The sequence below is a fragment of the Bacillus sp. 22-7 genome (genome assembly GCF_010628845.1).
Taxonomy (GTDB): domain Bacteria; phylum Bacillota; class Bacilli; order Bacillales; family Cytobacillaceae; genus Cytobacillus; species Cytobacillus firmus_B.
Map to the genome: position 1 here is coordinate 1 of NZ_NJQY01000035.1, position 15,554 is coordinate 15,554.

The window sequence follows — 15,554 nt, forward strand, 5'->3', positions numbered from 1 at the left end:
ACCCCCTCCTACTCGATTGTTATATTTGAATTCAGGTTCCTGTGCTTTTTCATTAAATGTCACGAATAAATCGTGATTATCAAAATACCATAAGTCCTTTTCTTCGATAAAGTAAGTAATTCCGTTTTTTTCGGTCTGCACTCCAGCGTCATGTGGCTGTTCATTCGAGACCCCTAGTGAAAATCCCTGCTGCACAGTGCTGCAGCCTCCATACCTTGCAAAAAAGCGGACATAGTCACCCTTTTTTAAGAGCATTTCTTCCTGATACCATTGGGCAGCCTGACCTTCGATATGTATGTTCATTTGAAATTCCTCCTCCTGGGTGATAGTCATATTATAGGCTAGTTTTTCCCTATGCGCGAATAAAATGTCTGCTTCATTTCTTTTTTGATGCCATGTCAGCATTCAACTAGCCCGGAAAAGATATTAAACCGCTTAATATCATAAATACGTTCATGGCCATATGCCATATGAAGGCAGGAAAGATGCTTTGGGATTTCACTGTGACGGCCGCGTAAAATATGCCGCCGACAGCAAACAGAAGACACAAAATAAATGAGTAGCCAAGCATCATATGAGAAAATCCAAATGCCAGCCCGGAAAAAAGAACTGCTGCCTTTTCTCCTGAAAGTTCAGCCATTCTGGATAAGATAATTCCTCTCCATAAGAGCTCTTCCATTAGTCCATTTACAATTGAGAAGCCAATCAGGAATATTAAAAAGTCCCTTGAAAACGAGTTATCTGCTGAAAAAATAGAATAAGCAAATGCGGCAAAATTAATTACGATAGCAATCATAAGAAAATGCTTTATTTTTATTGAATGGAAACCGCTCCATATGAATGGGAAAAATATGAGGGAATTCCAATCCGGTTTTTGCAGAAAGGGGATAGCCGTTTTATTAAACTTTATTGAAATATAGACCAGAATCAGGATCGGGATTACCAGAAGAAGCCTATTCAATATCAATAAGATATAGTATGGAAGGGGCAGTGCATCAAGCAGCTTATCGCCATAAAGAAACAAAAGGCTGCCTGTTAAGTATCCGGCAGTGGTCCAGGAAAAAACACGCTCCTGCTTTGAGAGAAACAATAAAAAAATGATAAGGCCAAACGAAAGAATGAAAGCGAAAGCGAAAAGCTTCACTTGAAAAAGCAATACGCCAGCGGTGAATACGCTTAGCTGCAAAAAAGGAAGAGATTTATTAACATAAGCGGTTTTCATATTCGAACCTCCCAGTATACAAAATATTTTACCATTCTTTACAAAAAAAAAGCGCTAATAAGCGCTTTACTGAACGTTTCCAGTCATATGTTTCATAATTTCGGCAAATTTGGACTCTGCATGTGGTAAACCAAAGCTGCCCGCATCCTCGAGCGGTACGATCCGGTAATTACTCAGCTGTTTATTGCTGACGTAGGTCGGGACGAATTCCGGATTGGTAAGTGTGATATCGACCCCGTTTTGGTCAATATATTTTGTAACCTCCACAGTGGCAAGCCCGCCTATATCTTTATAATCGCGCATCTGCCCGGATAAAAAATTGCCAAGCGAGTAAACGACCAATGACCGGCCGCCGTCTTTTCTGTCAATCCACTCCATAGGCTGCAGAACATGTGGATGGTGGCCGAAGATAATGTCAACACCTTCATTTACCAGAGTCTCAGCTAATTTCTTCTGCTCCTCTGTTGGCTGAAGCTGATATTCATTTCCCCAATGCATACTCATCACAACGACGTCAGCTTCGTCTTTAGCCCGGTTAATTTCTTTTTTTATGGCGGTTTCATCAATGAGATTAACGAGATATTCCTTACCTTCCGGAACAGGAATTCCGTTTGTGCCATAGGTATAAGAAAGATAGGCAACTTTAATTCCGTTTTTGCTGAGTATTTTCAAGGTTTGCTGCTCACGTGGTGTTCTGCTCGTTCCCACATGCGGCAATCCAATTTGATCCATATAATCCAGAGAGGCTTCCAAGCCCTTTACTCCCTTATCGAGTGAATGGTTATTGGCAGTTGAAACGATATCAACGCCTGCATCAATGAGGGCATTCCCCACTTCCTGAGGGCTGTTGAACATTGGGTAACTGGAAATTCCTATCTTTGGGCCGCCAAGAATAGTCTCTTGATTGGCAAGTAAGAGATCAGGCGTACTTAATAGCGATTTTGCATGTTCAAACATCGGGTTGAAATCATAGCCTGTTTTTGTTTTAGCATCATTATATACCCAATCATGAATAAGGATGTCTCCGATAGCTCCCAAGGTCACCCTTTCAATAAGGATTTTGTTGCCCTCGGCAGTTTCTCTGTTTTCAGCATGCAATTGAACAGGTTTGGCTTCAGCTGCCTCAGCCTTATATTCAGTGTGCATTTTATAGATTAAGAGACCCGAGCAAATTACTAATGTGGTACAGAAAAATGCAGATAACAGGAAGGCTTTGGTGTATTTCATCAAAATTATCCCCTTAATATGAAGCAGAATATATTAATAGTCTAATTTTAATATGAATTTTTGCATTTTTCATCATTTTTCTGCAATTTTCCCATTCAAATTCAATTTTTTTATTTGCTAAATGCCATAGGAAGTTCAATTGTAAAAACACTGCCTTGTGAAAGTGTGGAATGGACTTTAATTCTGCCTTTATGTTCCTCTATTATTTTCCGGCATATGGATAGACCGATGCCAGTCCCTTTTTCTTTCGTTGTATAAAATGGCAAAAATAATCTGCTGATCGTTTCTCCTGTCATTCCCGGTCCATTATCCTCAATAATGATTTGGATTTTCCGGCTGTTTGATTTGGCAGTCAGGCAAACCATTCCTTCTCCTGCATGAGCTTCTTCACATGCCTCCAGTGCATTTTTTATTAAATTAATCAGTACTTGCTTTATCTTATTAGAATCACCATAGATGGCGGGCTCTCCAGGACATAGGTTAACTGAAAGGTTTATATTTTTAATATTTGCCTGATTTTCGAAAGAAATCTTCATTTCCTGAATCAATTTGTTTAAGTCTATTTCCGTTTTCTTGTTTATTCCAGGTTTCGATGCATTTAGAAATTCATAAATCAGATCATTTGCCCTATTAATCTCATCAATCGCAATTTGGGCGTACTGTTCTTTGCCGATTTCAGTTAAATAAGGCTTTAAGAGCTCCATAAACCCTTTTACTGTTGTCAGCGGATTTCTGATTTCATGGGCTAATGCTGCTGCCAGCTGGCCGTCGCTTTCCAGGATTTTTCCTTCAGCTATTTTTAAATTCTTCATTTTTTCCTTTTCCATCTCATTATTCATCCTAACATTAGCGTTTTCGGCAAAATTTAAGCCTAAACTAATGTATGGCGAAAGATATCAATATATGTTCTTTTATGTATAAAGTTTATTCATGTTATTAATTAAAAAATATTTTTTAATCAAAATAAAAAACAGCAGATAAAAGGTCTGCTGTTTTGCATTTACGGCTGGTTTTCAGCCAAGCCATTTTATTTTGGGCTCGGTTTTGTCCCTGATTCGTTTAATGTTTGCCCTATGCCTGTAAATAACAAAGAATCCCAGGATAGAAACGACTATTATCAAGGGTATGTCACCTAGTACAAGTGCGTAAATGATAGATGCTGCTGCTGCCAGAATAGAGGATAAAGACACATACTTGGTTAGGTAAAGGCTTAAGAAGAAAACACCCAATAGGATAAGAAACATGAACGGTACGTAGGCTAATAGCACTCCGCCTGAAGTTGCCACTGCTTTTCCTCCGCGGAAGCCGGCAAACAGAGGATACATGTGTCCAATTACTGCAAAAATCCCGGCAATAAGGTGATGCATATCTGATCCAAAGAACAATGGCAGGGATGCAGCAAGGGTGCCTTTTAAGATATCAGCTATGGTCACGATCATGCCGGCCTTAACTCCAAGGGTCCGAAAAGTATTGGTACCGCCAAGATTTCCGCTGCCATGCTCTCGAATATCCATTCCATAAAAAAGTTTTCCTACAATTAAACCAGAAGGAATGGAGCCAAGTAAATAAGCTAAAATAATGATAATTCCATAAATCATAAGAACTCTCCTTCATACTTTCTATGTTAGTATATTGTACCATGTGAGCAAAGCAGCATACCATGTGCAATTAAAAAGTAGTCCAATTTATTTCTGAGGGGTGCTTCAAACTCTCTGGCTTGTGTTTGATATGTTTGACACCGGGTATACGTAGACTGTCACAGCAATCAAATCCAATTAAAGGAGAGATTCAGCATGGAACAAAATATGAATAACGTAAATGGACAAGCAGCAAATGTAGAGGGAAAGCTGGATAATATGGGGAGCGAAAAGAAAGATGAAATTCTTTCAAGCTTTGACGGATTTAAAGATTATTTAAGCGGAAAGGTTTCCATGGGACAGAAAATGGGCATGGATGAGGAGCAGCTTGCTAATACTGCTCAAAAGGTAGGCGATTATCTGGCTTCCAAAGAAGAACCGAGAAACCGTGAAGAAAAGCTTCTTCAGGAATTGTGGAAGGTAGGAACAGAAGAAGAAAAGCATAAGCTGTCTCATATGCTTGTAAAGCTTGTTGGCTAAAAAATATATATTAATGGCGAAGGCACCGGCCTTCGTCTTTTATTTTGCCTGAAAGCGCATAGATGAGTTTACAATAGTCAAAAATGGTCTATATATAGTTATCGCAGTCTAAGGAGCAGGGGGAGTCTTGGTGAAAAAGGTTCTGGGAAAAGTAAAAACAAAAAAGGTATGGATACCCATTTTGAGCCTTGTGCTGGTATTGGCAGCAACCATTATCTATCAATCCAATAAAACTTTGCCAAAGGGTCTTTCATTTGAGGGGGAAGTATATTCTGCAGAAGATGTTCAGTTCTTATACGATTTAACATATGAAAAAGAAAATGGCAAAAGAGAAAGTGAACAGCAGATCTTTCAGCGTATTATAGAAGCAGTTGACGAGGCAGAGGATTTTATAGTGATGGATATGTTTTTATTCAATAGCTTTAACGACGGTGATAAAGATTATCCTAATATTAGCGGTAAAATAACTGATAAGCTGATCGATAAAAAGCTTAGCCGCCCGAATATGGATATTACTGTGATCACAGATCGGATTAACAGCACCTATGGATCGCATGAAGTTCCGGAATTCCGGAAACTCAAAGAGAATGGCATAAATGTTGTTTATACTTCATTAGTTCCTTTAAGGGATTCAAATCCCATTTATTCGGCATTTTGGCGTGTGTTTATACAATGGTTTGGCCAGGGTGGAGAAGGCTGGCTGCCCAATCCGCTCGCAGAAAATGCACCTAAAGTGACATTCCGGTCTTATCTTGATCTTATGAACATAAAAGCAAATCACCGTAAAGTCTTTGTGACAGAAAAATCAGGGATTGTAACATCTGGAAATCCCCACAATGCCAGTGGATTTCACTCAAATATAGCATTTGAAGTAAAAGGGCCAATCTTAGGTGATCTCGTAAAAACCGAGCAGGCGGTGGCCGATTATTCAGCATCCGGCAAACTGGCAGATTTCAAGCCTGAAAAGAGCAACAAAACCGGCCCGCTTAAGGTCCAGGTACTGACTGAAGGAAAGATTTATAAACACATTCTGCAGGAAATTAATAAAGTTAAGAAAGGGGAAACCATCTGGCTTGGCATGTTTTATCTTGCTGACCGAAAAGTAGTTGATGCACTTAAAGAAGCAGCCGACCGGGGAGTTATAGTAAAAATGATCCTGGATCCCAACCAGAACGCTTTCGGATCTGAAAAAATTGGGCTGCCTAATATACCTGTTGCAGCTGAATTGGATAAACTAGGCCATGAAAACATAAATATCAAATGGTACAATACTGGATTTGAACAATACCATCCGAAAATCATGTATGTAACTGGCAAAGAAAAAAGTTTGATCATAGCTGGTTCAGCTAATTTTACAAAAAGAAATCTGGATGATTTAAACCTGGAGACAAATTTAAAAATCATTGCCCCAGCCCAATCCCAGGTTATAAGGGATGTTGACAGGTATTTTAATAAGCTTTGGAATAATAACGGTGCCATTTATACAAATAACTATTCATCCAATGAGAAAATGCCGGGGGTTAAATATATTACTTACAGACTGCAGAAGTTTACTCACTTTACAACATACTGACAAAAACATGAAACCTTTCTTATATAAATTCCGTTAATATAGGAGGGGTGAAATAATTGGAAAACATTTTAAATTTTCTTCCCATTTTTTGATAATTTCGTTACGATGAATGCAGGGGAGGAAAAGGAATGTATGAAATTGAAACAAGACCACAAAAGCCTTCCGCTAAAAAAATTATTTTTGCGGGGCTTTTGTTTGCTTTTACACTGATAACTTCGAGTGTCATCCTATTATTATATCCTTTTGCTTCAAAAGAGAAGGTATCTTACTTTAAAGGAGATCATCCGATTTTGTTTATGGGCAAACAAGCGGGAAATGCTTATATAGAAGGCAAAACGATCTACCTGCCGTTAACTTTTCTGCAGGAATTTGTTGACGAAGCTATTATTTTTGATGAACATTCACAATCTATCATTATTGCCACTACAAATAAAGTAGTGCAGCTGCCGTCTGAATCTTCGAGCTATTATGTGAATGAGAAACCTGTGAAATTTGACTTTTCTGTTGTTAAACAGATAGAAGGAAACAGGTATTTAGCGATTGAGCCCTTATTGGCTTTCTATCCAATAATTTATTCAATACTCTCTGATACAGGTGCAGTTTGGGTTAAAAAGAATGGAGAGACCTTTGCTGCCGGTAAAGTGCAGGAAAAAGATATTCGTGAAGAATTGCTCCGGCTGCGGACAAAAGCAAGCCTGGATTCTCCATATACGGCCACCGTATCTCCGAAAGAGAATGTATTTATAGAACAGGAAAAAGAAGACTACTATTTTATAAGAAAAGAAGACGGCAGAGCCGGCTATTTGAAAAAGAAATACATAAAAAAGGGAGAGAGAAAGGAGATAGCTATTTCTCTTGAAGAAGCAAAAAACACAGTGCCGAAAATGGAAGGTCCAATTCAGCTGACCTGGGAAGCTGTATATACAAAAAACCCGAATACTTCGAGCATCCCGAAGATGGCTGACGTGAATGTCATTTCACCAACATGGTTTGAGCTGGCGGACGGAAAAGGGGCTATCAAAAACCTGGGTTCGAAGGATTATGCAAAATGGGCCAAAAAACAGGGATACCAAATTTGGGGCTTGTTTTCAAATGCATTTGACCCTGAATTAACACATGAAGCTTTTGGTGTTTTTGAAACAAGGCAGAATATGATTCGCCAGCTTCTGCATTTCAGTCAATTATATGAATTAAACGGGATCAATCTTGACATTGAAAATGTTAATCCTGAAGACGGGCCTTTCATAACACAGTTTGTGAGGGAAGCCACTCCATATTTTCATGACGCAGGTTTAGTAGTGTCGATGGATATCACCTTCATTTCATCAAGCGGCAATTGGTCGGCTTTTTATGAAAGGGATAAGCTTGCCCGGATAGCAGATTACATGGTAGTCATGGCTTATGATGAGCATTGGGGCAGCTCTCAGGTTGCTGGAAGTGTTGCAAGCCTCCCGTGGGTGGAGAAAAACCTGAAACTTTTGCTAGAGGTTGTGCCCAATGAGAAATTAATATTGGGTGTGCCTTTATATACAAGATTATGGGAACAAAAATCAAATGGGGATGTTTCTTCCAAAGCCCTTTCTATGGGAAAAGTGAAAGAATGGCTCAGTCAAAATAAAATTACTCCGGTATACGATCCGGTAAGCGGGCAAAATTATGCGGAGCATTATTCAGAAAAAGATAAAGTCACATACAAAGTGTGGCTTGAAGATGAAATCTCACTGACAAAACGGGCTGAATTAGCAAAGAAATATCATTTGGCCGGTGTGGCAAGCTGGAGCAGGTACTTTGCTGATGAAACAGCCTGGTCTGCCTTAACTTTAACTAATAAGGAAGCAGCTAAAAAATGAAAGAAAGGCCGGAGAACATCCCGGCCTTATTTTTCTGCCTCGGCTTTAATGTGGCTAAAGGATTTTACGGAGAATAGACCTTTATCAGTTAATTTGAGTTCAGGGATAACTGGAAGCGCTAAAAATGAGAGCGTCAAAAACGGGTTGAATTCCATACTGCATCCGATTGTCATAAGTGCATGATTCAATTGGGATAAACGTGCATGGATAAATGAAGAATCCCGATCAGTCATGAGTCCTGCAATAGGCAGGGGCAGTTCGGCAAGAATTTTCCCATCCTGGACAACAGCAAGGCCGCCACTCATTGCTTCGGTATGCTTAATGGCAGCCAGCAAATCTTCATCAGAAGTGCCTGCTGCGACAATGTTATGGGAATCGTGGGCAACTGTTGAAGCAATCCCGCCTCTTGTAATCCCTAATCCCTTAACAATGCCAAGTCCAATGCTGCCTGTGCAATTGTGGCGCTCCACAACAGCCAGCTTTAAAAGATCACTTTGAGGATTTGGCTGGAAATATCCATCAATTGATTCTGTCTTTTCCACCAGGTGTCTGGTCACAATGCTGTTCGGTATAATGCCAATGATATTGCAGTCACCCTTGCCAATGCTAATACTTAAATCTTCATAGTTCAGGCTGCTGATTTTGACACTGTTCAAGATGGGTTCTGCAGGTGCAATTCTGTTTGGAACAGAATTCTTCATGGCCCCGTTTTCTGCAGCAAGTATTCCGCTCTTTAATACTTTATCAACCTTGATATTCCTGAGGTCATTAAGAAAAATCAAGTCGGCTTCATAACCGGGAGCAATAGCCCCTTTATCTTTCAGTCCGAAGCATTCTGCTGCATTCAGAGTAGCGATTTGTACCGCAAGGATAGGATCCATCCCTTCCTTAATGGCCATTCTGACATTATGGTCGATGCTGCCTTCATTGATCAGGTCATCCAGGTGCTTGTCATCTGTAACAAATAAACAGCGCCGTGCGTTTTGTTCGCTGACAGATTTGAGAAGTGACAATAAGTCTCTTGCTGCAGACCCTTCCCGCAGCATAACATACATCCCTTTCCGAATTCGGTCCAGTGCTTCTTCAGGAATGATGCATTCATGGTCTGTTCTTATGCCGGCAGCCATGTAAATATTGATTTCATCCGCATTAAGTCCTGCTGCATGCCCATCAATGCATTTCCCTTTGCTATAGGCTGCTTCCAGTTTTTTCAGCATATCATCAACGTTGTTCATAACAGCGGGATAATCCATAACTTCACCGAGCCCCAGCACTCTTGGGTGACTGTAATACTTTTCTAGATCCGTGTCACTGAGGGACGCGCCGGCATTTTCAAATGGAGTTGCAGGCACGCAGGATGGAAGCATAAAAAATACATCAAGCGGGATATCTTCCGAAGATTCCAGCATGAAATCAATGCCGTCAGTTCCGCTGACATTGGCTATTTCATGAGGGTCTGCAATCACAGTCGTTACTCCATGTGGGAGGACAACATTACTAAACTCGGCAGGAGTCACCATCGCCGACTCAATATGGACATGCCCATCAATAAAGCCGGGGGCGATATAGCTGCCCCCAGCATCAATAATTTCCTTGCCTTCATAGCTTCCTAAGCCAGCTATAAATCCATCGGAAATTGCTATGTCTTCCTCAATGATTTCACGTGTAAATACGTTTATAACTTTTCCGTTTTTAATAACCAGATCGGCAGGAGTTCTTTTGGCCGCCACATCAATTCTTTTTCGTAACGTTTCAATGGTAAGCTTCATTTGTACTCCTCGCTTTTTAAAAAATGGCCATCGTCAGATTAATGTCCGCCCATAATGAAATTAATAATAAAGGCAGCACTGACAAAATACATGATCCAATGGATTTGCTTATGCTTGCCTGTAAGAAGCTTGAGCAGTGTGTAAGAGATAAAGCCGAATGCCAGTCCCTGTGCGATACTGAAAGTTAAAGGCATGAGAACAATCGTTAAAAATACAGGAATAACATCCGTAAAGTCATCAAAGCTAATATGTTTTATTTCACTAAGCATTAAGGCGCCAACAAGAATAAGAATAGGCGCAGTGGCGACAGACGGTATGAAATAGATGAGCGGAGCAAAAATGAGCGAAAGGAAAAATAGTACAGCTACAGTTAAAGAAGTTAAGCCAGTGCGTCCGCCTTCCGAGATCCCTGTGGCGTTTTCCACATAAGCGTTTAAAGCAGTGCTTCCGAAGGCTGCACTTGCCATCGTTCCAACTGCATCTGCCTGAAGGGCACGATCCAGGTTTTCAATTTTTCCATTTTCATCTGTGAGGCCGGCTTTTCTTGATAATCCGATGAGGGTAGCTAAATTGTCAAATAATTCTACGATCGTAAAGGAAAAAATGACTGAGATGATGCCATATTTTACTGCTCCCATAATATCCATAGCTAAAAACGTCTCAGACATGCTAGGGAGATTGAGGGAAACGATGTCACCTACGGCTTTTGGATAGGCAATAAAGCCAACAATCATGGCTGCTGCACTTGTACCCAAGATACTAATAAGCAGGGCGCCTTTTACTTTCTTTGCCATCAGGAGGGCGGCAATAATTAATCCGAATAAGGCAAGAAGCGGTCCCTTGCTTGTGATGCTTCCCAGGCCGACAAATGTAGCTTCATTAGCGACCACAAGTTCTGCATTTTTCAACCCGATAAAAGCAATAAACAAACCAATTCCAACACCTATGGCTGACTTTAAGACATCCGGGACACCATCTACAATCTTCTGCCGGACTCCGGTAACAGTTAAAATTAAAAACACAATCCCCGATATAAATACAGCACCAAGCGCTGTTTGCCAGGAAAGACCCTGACCAAGTACAACTGTATAGGCAAAAAAGGCATTCAGCCCCATACCCGGGGCAACTGCTACAGGGAAATTTGCCCACAGTGCCATTAGAAGAGTACAGAAGACACTTGCGTAAATAGTTGCAGCCAATGCGGCTTCTTTTGGTATTCCTGCATCAGCTAAGATAATCGGGTTGACAAAGATGATATAACTCATTGTCATAAATGAAGTAATGCCTGCCAGTATTTCTGTCTTAACATTTGTGTTCCGTTCGGAAAGCTTAAAGAGCCGTTCTAAGAGGTTCGCATTAGAGGCAGGCGGAAGGCCCGACCCAAGATCCTTTTCAATCATCGACATGAAAGGTCACTCCTTATTCATGGTTAATGTTCATCCTGAGACACGAACTGACTTGACCATGGAATAGGCGGGAGATCTATTTTCTTGAGGTTAGATGGGTTCAATAAAAACATCCATAATTCCACCGCATATTCCGCCATCTTCATAAAACAGCCCTTTTGTTAAATCAACGCGCTTTTGAGTTGGGGTATTTGTTTGTATGACCTGAAAAGCCTTCTCAATTACTTCTGCTTCACCGCAGCCTCCGCCAATTGTTCCTTCGATTCTTCCGCAGGGGAACACAATCATTCGGCTTCCAGTTTTTCTTGGGGTAGAGCCCTTCGTGCGGATAATTGTAGCGAGTGCTGCTTTCTCACCTCCTTTCCTGATATCGAGGGTGCGCTTTATAAGCTGCATTTGGTCCATTTGCCAGCCCCCTCATGGAAACCCATTTTTGCAAATCTTTTAATTTGCGAACTTAAGGAATCTCCTGATTTTTGATTTTTCACTTTCAGAATTTCTGCCATGATACTGACTGCAATTTCTGCAGGAGTTTCAGCACCAATATCGAGACCCACAGGGGTGTATAAATTTTCAAAGCTTTCATCCGGAAAATCCCGCTGAAGTTCTTCAAATACACCCGAAATACGTCTTCTGCTGCCGATCATGCCAATATATCCTGCCTGACATTTCCTTTTTAAAAGTTCATCCAAACTGAGAACGTCATACTTATGTCCCCGGGTAAGAAGGAGAATATAAGTTTTTTCTGAAATGTCGACATGCCTGAAATAATCCAGATAGGATTGGCAAACCACTTCATTTGCATTTGGAAAGCGTTCTCTGTTTGCAAACTCTTTCCGATCATCTATTACTGTCACGAAAAATCCGAGCATACGTCCCATTTCTGCCACGGGTTCACACACATGGCCGGCACCGGCTACTATCATATGAAGAGGAGAAGGGAAGTACTCAGCAAAACATTCAACTAAACGATCCTTCCACATAAATCTCACAGTGCCGGACCGTTTTTTGGTGACCAGTTTATTGCAATGTACCAATAATAAATCCCTCACATCCAGGGGCAGAAGGGAGGCTTCAGTGCAGAAATCTCCGTCTGGCCATAATAAAGCTTTCACTCCAATGAGTTCTTCATCAGGATAATCTGTTATAGTCAGCAGAAATGTATCTTTCCGGTTTTTGATTGATTCTTCTAATCTGGCAAATAAACTGCGGCTCATCAATAGGATCACCTTGAGGATTGGACTTTTTGTTTTTTGAGATCTTTTAATGCATTAAACACTCTTTCTGGAGTAGCGGGCAGATGGCGGATTCTGGCTCCTGTTGCATCATATATGGCTGACATGATGGCAGCAATAATCGGAATCATCACCACTTCTCCGATTCCCTTCGCCCCAAAGGGCCCTGATTGTTCAGGCTCTTCTACCGGAAAGGTCTCAATCAAAGGAGTCTCTCGAATAGTAGGGATGATATAATCAGTGAAATTCCGCGTTTTATGATAACCATTTTCGATCAGTACATCTTCATAAAGGGTATAGCCGATGCCCATTACGGCTCCGCCTTCAGTCTGGCCCTCCAGCCCCTGCGGATTAATGACTTTGCCCGCATCCGGGATGGATACAACCCGCAGAACTTCTGTTTCACCTGTTAAAGTATCAACTTCCACCATCACTACATGTGTCAAATATCCGTATAAATGGTGGGGAGCACCGCCGGAACCTTTGATTTCTTCTTTTTCTTTCGGCAGGTAGAAGTGACCTTCTACTCTAGTTGCCTGATGATGATCATAAAGGTATTTATAGATAGACTTATAAGGTATGATCTCTCCATGGGCTGAAATATGGTTCGGTTTTAAATCAATTTGAGAAGAATCTAAATTCAGCATTTCAGCAGCAGTTTGAATAAGAAGCTCAGTCATCCTGGGTGCTGCTGCCGCAACAGCTCTTCCACCGGTATAGGTAGAGCGGGATGCAGTTACAGTACCGCCATCAAGTGTTTTTTGTGTATCACCTTGAACGATTTTAATATTGCTGATATCACAGTTCAGCATTTCAGCGGCTATCTGGGCATAGGCGGTGCTATTGCCTCCTCCGATCTCCTCGCATCCCACACCTACAAGGAATGTTCCATCCGGCAGAAGTTCAATAGAGGCGGCACCATAGTCAGGAAGGCCAATGCCCATTCCGATGCCATGAAAGGATGTTGCAACGGAAACTCCCCGTTTTTTCCATGGCTCACTTACTTCGGATTTATACTTTTCCCGGTTCTTCCACAGCTCACAATTCTCTGCTGTTTCCAGGGTTTTATAGGTGCCAACACTGGATTTCACAATATGGCCGACACTTGAAACCTCCCCCTGGTGATAGACATTTTTTTTGCGCAATTCGATAGGGTCCATTCCCAGCTTTTCTGCAATCATGTCCATATGTGTTTCAATTCCCATGCATACCTGATTGACGCCAAACCCTCTGAAAGCACCGGCAATGCCATTATTGGTATACACACAGAAGCCTTCGAGATCCACATTGGGAATTTTATAAGGGCCGCATGAATGTTCGATCGCCAATGCAATGACTGCCCCTCCAAGTGATGCATAAGCACCAGTATCTCCAATGGCTTTAACCTGATTGGCAAGAAGTGTCCCGTCTTTTTTAGCAGCGGTCTTCATCTGAACTTTAAAAGGATGCCTTTTTATACCCGCAATGACAGACTCTTCCCGGCTCAAATGGATTTTTACAGGCCGTCCCTTTGTATGCAGTGCAAGGAGGGCAAGGTATATTTGAACCGTGATCTCATCCTTCCCGCCGAAAGCACCGCCAATTGGGCTTGAAATGACTCTTATTCTTTCAGGATTATAAGCCAGGGACCTCGCAATTTGCATTCGATCGCGGTATGCGTATTGGCCAGGGCAGCGAATCGTTAGGAACCCTTCGTCATCCATTACCCCCCAGCCGCCTTCTGTTTCGATAAAAGCATGCATTTGCCGGGGAGAGTAGAAGGTATTCTCTACAATGATGTCAGCTTCCTCGAAGGCCTTCTCAATGTTTCCGTTATTAATTTTGACATGGCTGTGCAGATTGCCATCCGGATGAAGCTTCGGAGCAGAATCTGTCAGGGCATATTCAGCATCTGCGACAACCTCGATGGGCTCATAATCCACTTTAATTAAACTCAAAGCCTGTTCGGCGATTTCCAGTGTTTCTGCAGCTACCAGGGCTACAGCGTCCCCTGTGCACCGGACGACATCAGAACACAGAACAGGCTGGTCGGGAACCACAATCCCAAATCCATTAAAGCCGGGAATATCTTTATGGGTTAGTACGCATATAACACCAGGCAGATTTTTGGCTGCTTCAATATCAATGGAATTAATTTTTGCGTGCGGATACTCAGACCGCAGCACTTTGCCCCAAACCATATTGTCAAAATGGTAATCGGTCATATATTTTAATTCTCCGGTTACTTTTTCCGGGCCATCAATTCTTTTCACCCTTTTTCCAACCCATTTGGTGTTCACTGGTTATTCCACCTCCTGATTAAACGGTACAATCCTCTTTCTAATAAAGCGCTCGCCATATCCCTTCTATATGTAGCGGTTGCTCTTCCATCTGTGATAGGCATGACCTCTTTCCAGGCAATTTTGGCGATATTCCGGATTAATTCATCGTTAAGCGTTCCCAGGGGAAGCATAGATTCACACTTGCGTGCCCGGATAATAGTTGGTGCCACAGATCCGAAAGCGATTTTTCCTTCCCTGCATTTCAGATCCTGGTCCATTGTGAGTGAAATAGCAACATTCACAATGGAAATAGATTGTGCTTTGCGGGGTCCGAGCTTCTGGAAAATGCCTATTTCATTTGGTTTTTGCGGTTTTATGAGGATTTTTGTGATCATTTCATTTTCTTTTAAAACTGTCCTGCCGGGACCAAGGATAAACTCTTCGATTGGAAGGATTCGTTTATTCGACATAGAAGTGAGTTCAAGCCTTGCTCCAAGAACATACAAAGCCGGAAGGGTATCGCCTGCAGGAGAGGCAGTGCCAATATTGCCGCCGATGGTTCCCATATTCTGCATCTGAGTGGCGCCGACTTCCCTCGCTGCATCCACGAGAACATCCGCTTTTCTTTGCAGAAGCGGAGAATGAATAATATCCGTATGTGTGGTCAATGGGCCTATTTGAATACAATCTTCACTTTCATTGATATACCGCAGCTCATTTAAGTTTTTTATATTGATCCAAATCTCCGGCCGCCATTTGCCTTCCTTCATCCGGACTGCAGCATCTGTACCGCCTGCTATCAATCTATGAATCCTGCCTTCCTCGGATAGCTGCATCAGACATTCGGATAGAGAGGAAGGGGTAATCATGTCAATCTCTGAAACAAGCATCGGC

14 protein-coding genes are annotated in these 15,554 nt (G+C 41.7%); 3 read left to right on the top strand and 11 right to left on the bottom strand.

Annotated elements, in window-relative coordinates:
- From CE058_RS21445 to plsY, 5 genes are all read right to left on the bottom strand, one after another.
- On the bottom strand, positions 1–303 hold a 303-nt coding region (locus CE058_RS21445), incomplete at its 3' end, for a HesB/YadR/YfhF family protein (protein ID WP_163145011.1).
- 106 nt (positions 304–409) lie between these two features.
- Positions 410–1,222, bottom strand: coding sequence for a CPBP family intramembrane glutamic endopeptidase (locus tag CE058_RS21450; RefSeq protein WP_163145012.1), 813 nt, complete (start codon positions 1,220–1,222; stop codon positions 410–412).
- Between the two features lie 66 nt (positions 1,223–1,288).
- Positions 1,289–2,449 (bottom strand): CapA family protein, encoded by a 1,161-nt coding sequence (locus CE058_RS21455; protein ID WP_048010104.1) that lies wholly within the window; start codon positions 2,447–2,449, stop codon positions 1,289–1,291.
- A 110-nt stretch (positions 2,450–2,559) separates the two neighbouring features.
- A complete protein-coding gene (locus tag CE058_RS21460) occupies positions 2,560–3,276 on the bottom strand; it encodes a sensor histidine kinase (RefSeq protein WP_226619254.1) in 717 nt (238 codons plus the stop codon).
- 186 nt (positions 3,277–3,462) lie between these two features.
- Entirely contained in the window at positions 3,463–4,047 is a 585-nt protein-coding gene (gene plsY / locus CE058_RS21465) for a glycerol-3-phosphate 1-O-acyltransferase PlsY (protein ID WP_163145014.1), read from the bottom strand.
- 195 nt (positions 4,048–4,242) lie between these two features.
- Between plsY and CE058_RS21470 the strand changes: the two genes are divergently transcribed.
- From CE058_RS21470 to CE058_RS21480, 3 genes are all read left to right on the top strand, one after another.
- Positions 4,243–4,566, top strand: coding sequence for a DUF3243 domain-containing protein (locus CE058_RS21470; protein WP_048010102.1), 324 nt, complete (start codon positions 4,243–4,245; stop codon positions 4,564–4,566).
- 130 nt (positions 4,567–4,696) lie between these two features.
- Positions 4,697–6,139: a phospholipase D family protein gene (locus CE058_RS21475; RefSeq protein ID WP_163145015.1), complete on the top strand. Its 1,443-nt coding sequence runs from the start codon at positions 4,697–4,699 to the stop codon at positions 6,137–6,139.
- 128 nt (positions 6,140–6,267) lie between these two features.
- The gene (locus CE058_RS21480; protein WP_163145016.1) at positions 6,268–7,989 is read left to right on the top strand and encodes a glycosyl hydrolase family 18 protein; all 1,722 of its coding nucleotides are present in this window, start codon (positions 6,268–6,270) and stop codon (positions 7,987–7,989) included.
- A 26-nt stretch (positions 7,990–8,015) separates the two neighbouring features.
- Here the strand turns inward: CE058_RS21480 and ade are convergent, their stop codons facing one another.
- From ade to CE058_RS21510, 6 genes are all read right to left on the bottom strand, one after another.
- Positions 8,016–9,758, bottom strand: coding sequence for an adenine deaminase (gene ade, locus CE058_RS21485; protein ID WP_163145017.1), 1,743 nt, complete (start codon positions 9,756–9,758; stop codon positions 8,016–8,018).
- 38 nt (positions 9,759–9,796) lie between these two features.
- Positions 9,797–11,164, bottom strand: a complete 1,368-nt coding sequence (locus CE058_RS21490; protein WP_163145018.1) for an NCS2 family permease — start codon at positions 11,162–11,164, stop codon at positions 9,797–9,799.
- A 90-nt stretch (positions 11,165–11,254) separates the two neighbouring features.
- Positions 11,255–11,569 (bottom strand): XdhC family protein, encoded by a 315-nt coding sequence (locus tag CE058_RS21495; protein WP_163145019.1) that lies wholly within the window; start codon positions 11,567–11,569, stop codon positions 11,255–11,257.
- Entirely contained in the window at positions 11,548–12,381 is an 834-nt protein-coding gene (locus CE058_RS21500; protein WP_163145020.1) for an XdhC family protein, read from the bottom strand. Before CE058_RS21500 ends, CE058_RS21495 begins: the two co-directional genes overlap by 22 nt.
- A gap of 8 nt (positions 12,382–12,389) precedes the next feature.
- The gene (locus CE058_RS21505) at positions 12,390–14,678 is read right to left on the bottom strand and encodes a xanthine dehydrogenase family protein molybdopterin-binding subunit (protein WP_163145021.1); all 2,289 of its coding nucleotides are present in this window, start codon (positions 14,676–14,678) and stop codon (positions 12,390–12,392) included.
- A complete protein-coding gene (locus CE058_RS21510; protein ID WP_163145022.1) occupies positions 14,675–15,550 on the bottom strand; it encodes an FAD binding domain-containing protein in 876 nt (291 codons plus the stop codon). The genes CE058_RS21505 and CE058_RS21510 overlap by 4 nt, the downstream gene beginning before the upstream one ends.
- Positions 15,551–15,554 lie beyond the last annotated feature (4 nt).

Excerpts from the sequence above, each read along its gene's own strand:
- CE058_RS21455 (WP_048010104.1), bottom strand. The coding sequence starts at position 2,449 with ATGAAATACACCAAAGCCTTCCTGTTATCTGCATTTTTCTGTACCACA.
- CE058_RS21510 (WP_163145022.1), bottom strand. The coding sequence starts at position 15,550 with ATGCTTGTTTCAGAGATTGACATGATTACCCCTTCCTCTCTATCCGAA.
- CE058_RS21460 (WP_226619254.1), bottom strand. The coding sequence starts at position 3,276 with ATGGAAAAGGAAAAAATGAAGAATTTAAAAATAGCTGAAGGAAAAATC.
- CE058_RS21495 (WP_163145019.1), bottom strand. The coding sequence starts at position 11,569 with ATGGACCAAATGCAGCTTATAAAGCGCACCCTCGATATCAGGAAAGGA.
- CE058_RS21480 (WP_163145016.1), top strand. The coding sequence starts at position 6,268 with ATGTATGAAATTGAAACAAGACCACAAAAGCCTTCCGCTAAAAAAATT.
- CE058_RS21470 (WP_048010102.1), top strand. The coding sequence starts at position 4,243 with ATGGAACAAAATATGAATAACGTAAATGGACAAGCAGCAAATGTAGAG.
- CE058_RS21500 (WP_163145020.1), bottom strand. The coding sequence starts at position 12,381 with ATGAGCCGCAGTTTATTTGCCAGATTAGAAGAATCAATCAAAAACCGG.
- CE058_RS21450 (WP_163145012.1), bottom strand. The coding sequence starts at position 1,222 with ATGAAAACCGCTTATGTTAATAAATCTCTTCCTTTTTTGCAGCTAAGC.
- plsY (WP_163145014.1), bottom strand. The coding sequence starts at position 4,047 with ATGATTTATGGAATTATCATTATTTTAGCTTATTTACTTGGCTCCATT.
- ade (WP_163145017.1), bottom strand. The coding sequence starts at position 9,758 with ATGAAGCTTACCATTGAAACGTTACGAAAAAGAATTGATGTGGCGGCC.
- CE058_RS21490 (WP_163145018.1), bottom strand. The coding sequence starts at position 11,164 with ATGTCGATGATTGAAAAGGATCTTGGGTCGGGCCTTCCGCCTGCCTCT.